This is a genomic window from Allobosea sp. (assembly GCF_030694325.1).
GTDB lineage: Bacteria > Pseudomonadota > Alphaproteobacteria > Rhizobiales > Beijerinckiaceae > Allobosea.
The window spans coordinates 24989-31147 of record NZ_JAUXYO010000183.1; the positions used below are offsets into that span (position 1 = coordinate 24989).

At 67.9% G+C, this 6159-nt stretch carries 6 protein-coding genes; 3 read left to right on the forward strand and 3 right to left on the reverse strand.

Going from position 1 to position 6159, the window contains the following annotated elements; genetic code table 11:
• Nucleotides 1-20 precede the first annotated feature (20 nt).
• Nucleotides 21-1787, forward strand: a complete 1767-nt coding sequence (ybaL, locus tag Q8M82_RS11670) for a YbaL family putative K(+) efflux transporter (RefSeq protein WP_305691522.1) — start codon at nucleotides 21-23, stop codon at nucleotides 1785-1787.
• Nucleotides 1788-1954: 167 nt separating this feature from the next.
• On the opposite strand, the gene Q8M82_RS11675 is transcribed toward ybaL, so the two are convergent.
• The 3 genes from Q8M82_RS11675 to Q8M82_RS11685 form a co-directional block, all read right to left on the reverse strand.
• Nucleotides 1955-2368, reverse strand: coding sequence for a DUF3830 family protein (locus Q8M82_RS11675; RefSeq protein WP_066726067.1), 414 nt, complete (start codon nucleotides 2366-2368; stop codon nucleotides 1955-1957).
• 194 nt (nucleotides 2369-2562) lie between these two features.
• On the reverse strand, nucleotides 2563-3633 hold the full coding sequence (locus Q8M82_RS11680) for a patatin-like phospholipase family protein (protein ID WP_305691523.1): 1071 nt from the start codon (nucleotides 3631-3633) through the stop codon (nucleotides 2563-2565).
• A complete protein-coding gene (locus Q8M82_RS11685; protein ID WP_305691524.1) occupies nucleotides 3630-4415 on the reverse strand; it encodes a 3-hydroxybutyrate dehydrogenase in 786 nt (261 codons plus the stop codon). The genes Q8M82_RS11680 and Q8M82_RS11685 overlap by 4 nt, the downstream gene beginning before the upstream one ends.
• 129 nt (nucleotides 4416-4544) lie before the next feature.
• Between Q8M82_RS11685 and Q8M82_RS11690 the strand changes: the two genes are divergently transcribed.
• Nucleotides 4545-5087, forward strand: a complete 543-nt coding sequence (locus Q8M82_RS11690) for a transcriptional repressor (protein ID WP_305691525.1) — start codon at nucleotides 4545-4547, stop codon at nucleotides 5085-5087.
• Nucleotides 5084-6159 (forward strand): flavodoxin-dependent (E)-4-hydroxy-3-methylbut-2-enyl-diphosphate synthase (gene ispG / locus Q8M82_RS11695; RefSeq protein WP_305691526.1); only part of this gene is annotated, 1076 nt, incomplete at its 3' end. The genes Q8M82_RS11690 and ispG, both read left to right, overlap by 4 nt.

Genomic DNA, 6159 nt, shown 5'->3' on the forward strand with positions numbered 1-6159 from the left:
GCACACCATCCGGGAGAACCATGCATCACGGCCCGCTGATCGCCATCCTCGTCGCGGGCCTCGGCCTGGCCTTTGTCTTCGGCGCGGTCGCCCAGAAGCTGCGCATCTCCCCTCTGGTGGGTTATCTCGTCGCGGGCGTCGCCGTCGGCCCCTTCACGCCGGGCTTCGTCGCCGACCAGAACCTCGCCAATGAACTGGCCGAGATCGGCGTCATCCTGCTGATGTTCGGTGTCGGCCTGCATTTCTCGCTCAAGGACCTGCTGTCCGTGAAGGCGATCGCCGTGCCCGGCGCCATCGTCCAGATCGGCACCGCGACGCTGCTCGGCATGGGCCTCGGCTACCTCATGGGCTGGACCTGGGTGGCGGGTCTCGTCTTCGGCCTCGCGCTCTCGGTGGCGAGCACGGTCGTGCTGCTGCGCGCCCTGCAGGAACGCCGCCTCGTCCAGAGCGAGAAGGGCAAGATCGCGGTCGGCTGGCTGATTGTGGAAGACCTCGCCATGGTGCTGGCGCTGGTCATGATCCCCGCCGTCGCGGACGCCCTGCGCGGTTCCCAGCCCGGCATGCCGTCCCCACTGTCGAGCCAGTTCGATCTCGGCCTCTGGGGCGTCCTCGGCTTCACCCTGATGAAGGTCGTCGCCTTCATCGCCTTCATGCTCGTCGTCGGCCGGCGCGTCATTCCCTGGATCCTGCACTGGGTCGCCCATACCGGCTCGCGCGAGCTCTTCCGCCTCGCGGTGCTGGCGGTCGCGCTGGGCGTCGCCTTCCTCGCCGCCAGCCTGTTCGGCGTGTCGTTTGCTCTCGGCGCCTTCTTCGCCGGCATGATCCTGAGCGAATCCCCGCTCAGCCAGCGCGCGGCGGAGGAATCGCTGCCGCTGCGGGACGCCTTCGCGGTGCTCTTCTTCGTCTCCGTCGGCATGCTGTTCGACCCCGCGATCCTGCTGCGGGCGCCCGGCCCGCTGCTGGCGACACTGGCGATCATTCTGATCGGCAAGTCGCTCGCCGCCTGGCTGATCGTGCGCGCCTTCGGCAAGTCGAACGGCGTGGCGCTGACGATCTCGGCCTCGCTGGCGCAGATCGGCGAGTTCTCCTTCATCCTGGCGGGGCTGGGCGTCTCGCTGGCGATCCTGCCGCCGCAGGGGCGCGATCTCATCCTCGCCGGAGCGATCCTCTCGATCCTGCTGAATCCGGTGCTCTTCGCGCTCGTCGACCGCTTCGTCGGCGAGACCGCGGCCAAGCCCAAGCCCCAGCCGTCCCCGAAGCCCGCCGTGGTCGACAGCGCCGCTAGCCCGCCAGACGCCGCGGCAGAGGAGCCACCCGATCTCGACATCACGCCGACAACGCTCTCCGACCACATGGTCGTCGTCGGCTATGGCCGTGTCGGCGCGCTGCTCGGCGCCGGATTGAGGGCGCGCGGCGAAAAGGTGCTGGTGATCGAGGAACAAAGCGATGCGGTCGCCACCGCGCGACGCGACGGCGCCGAACTCCTGCTCGGCAACGCCGCCGACCCGGCGGTGCTGGCCGCCGCCGGCCTGGAGCGCGCCAAGCGGCTCTTCGTCGCCATCCCGCAGAGCTTCGAGGCGGGACAGGTCTGCGAACAGGCCAGACGCGAAAATCCGGCCCTGCCGATCGTCGCCCGCGCCCATTCGGACGCGGAGGTCGCGCATCTGACGCGATGCGGCGCCACGTTGACGATCATGGGCGAGGCCGAGATCGCCCGCGCCATGCTGGCGTTGTGCGGGGCCCCGGAAACGCCGCCGTCGGAGGGTGAACCGCAGCCGGCGGCGTGACGCGAAGGATCGTCGGATGCGGAACCAAGACCGTCATCCTGGGCGGCCGCAGGCCGTCCCGGGATCCATCATAGAGCACGACAGGGCCCTATGATGGATCCCGGCCTGCGCCGCTCCGCGGCTGGTCAGGATGACAGGGTCCGTTGCGACCGGTGCCCAGGCTGACCTCAGACCATCTCGAACCGGATGTCCTGCGCGCCTTCCCAGAGCGTCTTGCGGCCGAGCGTGTAGAGGTTCTCCAGCCCCGAGGTCAGGGTGATGAAGTGGTTGCCGGCGAGCTGGCCCATCTTGCTGGCGAAATGCACGCCGCCATAGGCGAGCAGGATCTCGGTCTCGCTGATGCCGCCGGGATAGAGAATGATCTGGCCCGGGGCCGGATAGCTGGTGTGGTTCTCGTAGCCGACGCCGAAATCGAGATCGCCCAGCGGCATCCAGACGCCCTCGCCGCTCCAGCGCACATGCACGATCTTGCTGGTGAACGGCATGTGCCGGAGGAAGGCGGCGCAGGTCTTGGGCGCGTTCTCGAGTTCGAGCTTGGCTTCGAAGGTGAAGGGGCCTGCGGTGACGATGAGCTGGGACATGGGACGACCTTTCGCGTGGCTTTTCCGGGATCGGATGAGGCGGGGGATATGGGGCCTTGAGCCTCATCCTGAGGAGCCGCGCAGCGGCGTCTCGAAGGATGCTTCAGGGGGCTCGCGAACCATCTGGAGCATCCTTCGAGACGCGGGCTTCGCCCGCTCCTCAGGATGAGGGCTGGTGAGATATCCCGCGCTCTCTACGAGAACGCCGCCTTCAGGTCGAGCGTCCCGACCGTGCCGATCGCCTCGTAATTGCGCTTCAGCCAGCGCCTGGCCGCCGCGCGGCCGATGTCGCGCAGCCGCAGCAGGAAGTCCCAATCGGCGTTGAGCCGGGAGGACGAGGTCATCTCCGCCAGCGGCGGGCCACCGTCGATGCGGTGCATCAGCACGCGCTTGTACTCGTTCTTGTCGAGCTTGCCACTGTCGACCAGCCGGTTGACGAAGTCGATCGCGCGCAGTTCGCGCAGCAGCGAGGCGTTGAAGGTGATTTCGTTCAGCCGGTCCTGGATGTCGCGCGCCTTGGTCGGCAGGTCCTTGCGCAGCAGCGGGTTGATCTGCACCAGCAGGATGTCGTCGCCGGCCGCCTCGTAGAACAGCGGGAACAGCGCCGGATTGCCCATGTAGCCGCCGTCCCAATAGGCCTCCTTGCCGATCTCGACCGCCTGGAAGAGCATCGGCAGGCAGGCCGAGGCCATGAGATGGTCCGCCGTCAGCTCGGGGCCGTTGAACAGCTTGATCTTCCCGGTGCGGACATTGGTGGCGGCGATGAACAGCTTCACCTGCGTGCAGGCGCGCACCTTGTCGAAATCGATCAGGTCCGCGATCACGCCGCGCAGCGGATTGATGTTGAGCGGATTGATGTCGTAGGGGCTCGCCACCTTCGAGAACATCTCGAACCAGATCATGCCCGGCGGCACGCCGTTGGAGCCGCCCCAGGCGCCCAGCATCGTGTCGATCAGCGAGCGCTCCGAGCCGCCATACTTCCCGTCGACGCTGATCGCCCGCCAGAACGCCTCGAGCTTGGTTCGCGCGCCCTCGGGCCCGCCCTCGATCCAGCCTTCCGCCAGCACGACCGCGTTCATCGCGCCCGCACTGGTGCCCGACAGCGCCTCGATGGCGAGCCGCCCGTCTTCCAGGATCGCGTCGAGCACGCCCCAGGTGAAGGCGCCATGCGCCCCCCCGCCCTGGAGCGCGAGCGAAACCGATTTCTGCGCCTTGGGACCGGCGAGTCCGAGAATGGGCGTCGCGGCTGTCTTGCGGCCGCTCACGCCGCGGTCCAGCCGCCATCCATCGGCAGCGTCGTGCCGGTGATCGACTTGGCCGCGTCGGTGCAGAGGAAGACGGCGAGCGCCGCCACCTGCTCGACGGTGACGAATTCCTTCGTCGGCTGCGCCGTCAGCAGCACGTCGTTGATGACCTGCTCCTTGGTCAGCCCGCGCGCCTTCATCGTGTCCGGGATCTGCTTCTCGACCAGCGGCGTCCAGACATAGCCGGGCGCGATCGCGTTGACCGTGATGCCCTTGGTCGCGACCTCGAGCGCCACCGTCTTGGTGAAGCCGGCGATGCCGTGCTTGGCCGCGACATAGGCGCTCTTGTAGGGCGAGGCGACGAAGGCATGCGCGCTAGCCGTGTTGATGATCCGGCCCCAGCCCTTCTCTTTCATCTTCGGCAGTGCGGCGCGGGTGGTGTGGAAGGCCGAGGACAGGTTGATCGCGATGATCTGATCCCATTTCGCCAGAGGGAACTCGTCCACCGGCGCGACATGCTGGATGCCGGCATTGTTGACGAGGATGTCGACCGCGCCGAACTCCGCCTCCGCCTGGGCGATGAAACCGGCGATCTCCTCGGGCTTGGTCATGTCGGCGGCGGAGAACAGAACCTTGACGCCGAACTCGTTGGCCAGCCCGGAGCGCAGCTTTTCGGCCTCGTCGGCCAGCAGGATGCCGTTGATGACGAGATGGGCCCCTTCCTTGGCGAGCGCCCTCGCATAGGCGAGGCCGATGCCCGAGGTCGAACCGGTGATGGCGGCCGCACGGTCTTTGAGAAACATCGGCGTCAAGGCTCCTGACAATCGCTTCGAAAATGCTTAGGTTCGGGCCGGACAGGGCAGCGCCGCCGAGGCGCGACCGCCCGCACAGGAAACGCGCGCACGTTGCCCGATGACCCTTCGCAACGCAACATGACCAAAATGCAGCCGCACGCCCATGACCATGGCGATCATGACCACGCCTCCCCCGAGGATGGCGGGTGCCGCCATGCCCATGACCATCGCACCCATGCGGCGGAAGCGCTGGCCCGGGCCGAGCAGGTCTGCCGCGAGCGCGGCCTGCGCCTGACCCCGATCCGCGCCAAGGCGCTGCAGGCACTCCACGCCGATCACCGCCCCGTCGGCGCCTACGACCTCGCCGACCGGATCTCACCGGCGGGCGGGCGCAGGCTGGCACCGATCTCGATCTATCGCGCACTCGATTTCCTGGTCGAGCAGGGCTTCGTCCACCGGCTCTCCTCGCGCAACGCCTATGTCGCCTGTCTGCATGGCCATGGCGCCGGCGACGTCGTCGCCTTCCTGATCTGCGAGGCCTGCGGCGGCGTCGACGAGGACTCCTCGGCCGCGATGAAACAGGCGGTCGCGGCCATGACCGAGTCGCGGCATTTCGCGCCCTCGCATCAGGTCGTCGAGATCGTCGGCCGCTGCGAGCACTGCCGGGAGAACCGGACATGAACGAGCGCGCCTTCCCCTGCCTGGCGGATGGGCATTCCGGCCCGCAGGCGCGTCACCTCACCGTTCCGGTGATGGTCGGCAACGTCGCGGTTGGCGGCGGCGCGCCGATCGTCGTCCAGTCGATGACCAACACCGACACCGCCGACATCCCCGGCACCGTCGCGCAGGTCGCCGCACTCGCCCGGCAGGGCTCGGAACTGGTCCGCATAACGGTCGACCGCGACGAGGCCGCCGCCGCCGTACCGAAGATCCGCGAGCGGCTCGACCGCGTCGGCATCGACGTGCCGCTGATCGGCGACTTCCACTATATCGGCCACAAGCTGCTGGCGGAGCATCCGGCCTGCGCGCAGGCCCTGGCGAAGTACCGCATCAACCCCGGCAATGTCGGCTTCAAGGACAAGAAGGACCGCCAATTTGGCCAGATCGTCGAACTCGCGATCAAATACGGCAAGGCGGTTCGCATCGGCGCCAACTGGGGCTCGCTCGACCAGGAACTGCTGACCGCGCTGATGGACGAGAACGCGCTCCAGCCGCGCCCGCTCGACGCGCGTGCGATCATGCGCGAGGCGATGGTCCAGTCGGCCCTGCTTTCGGCCGTGCGCGCCGAGGAGATCGGGCTCGGCAAGGACAAGATCATCCTCTCCGCCAAGGTCTCCGGCGTGCAGGACCTGATCACCGTCTACCGCATGCTGGCGCAGCGCTCCGACTATGCCATCCATCTCGGCCTGACCGAGGCCGGCATGGGCTCCAAGGGCATCGTCGCCTCCTCGGCAGCGCTCGGCATCCTCCTGCAGGAGGGGATCGGCGACACGATCCGCTTCTCGCTGACGCCGGAGCCCGGCGGCGATCGCACGCTCGAGGTCAAGGCGGCGCAGGAACTGCTCCAGACCATGGGGTTTCGCGCCTTCATACCGCAGGTCGCCGCCTGCCCGGGCTGCGGGCGCACCACCTCAACGGTCTTCCAGGAACTCGCCCGCGACATCCAGGACTGGATCGCCGCGTCCATGCCGGAGTGGAAGACGCGCTATCCCGGCATCGAGGCTTTGAACGTCGCGGTGATGGGCTGCATCGT

Coding starts and splice junctions, on each gene's coding strand:
- ybaL (WP_305691522.1), top strand. CDS start 21: ATGCATCACGGCCCGCTGATCGCCATCCTCGTCGCGGGCCTCGGCCTG.
- Q8M82_RS11690 (WP_305691525.1), top strand. CDS start 4,545: ATGACCAAAATGCAGCCGCACGCCCATGACCATGGCGATCATGACCAC.
- Q8M82_RS11685 (WP_305691524.1), bottom strand. CDS start 4,415: ATGTTTCTCAAAGACCGTGCGGCCGCCATCACCGGTTCGACCTCGGGC.
- Q8M82_RS11675 (WP_066726067.1), bottom strand. CDS start 2,368: ATGTCCCAGCTCATCGTCACCGCAGGCCCCTTCACCTTCGAAGCCAAG.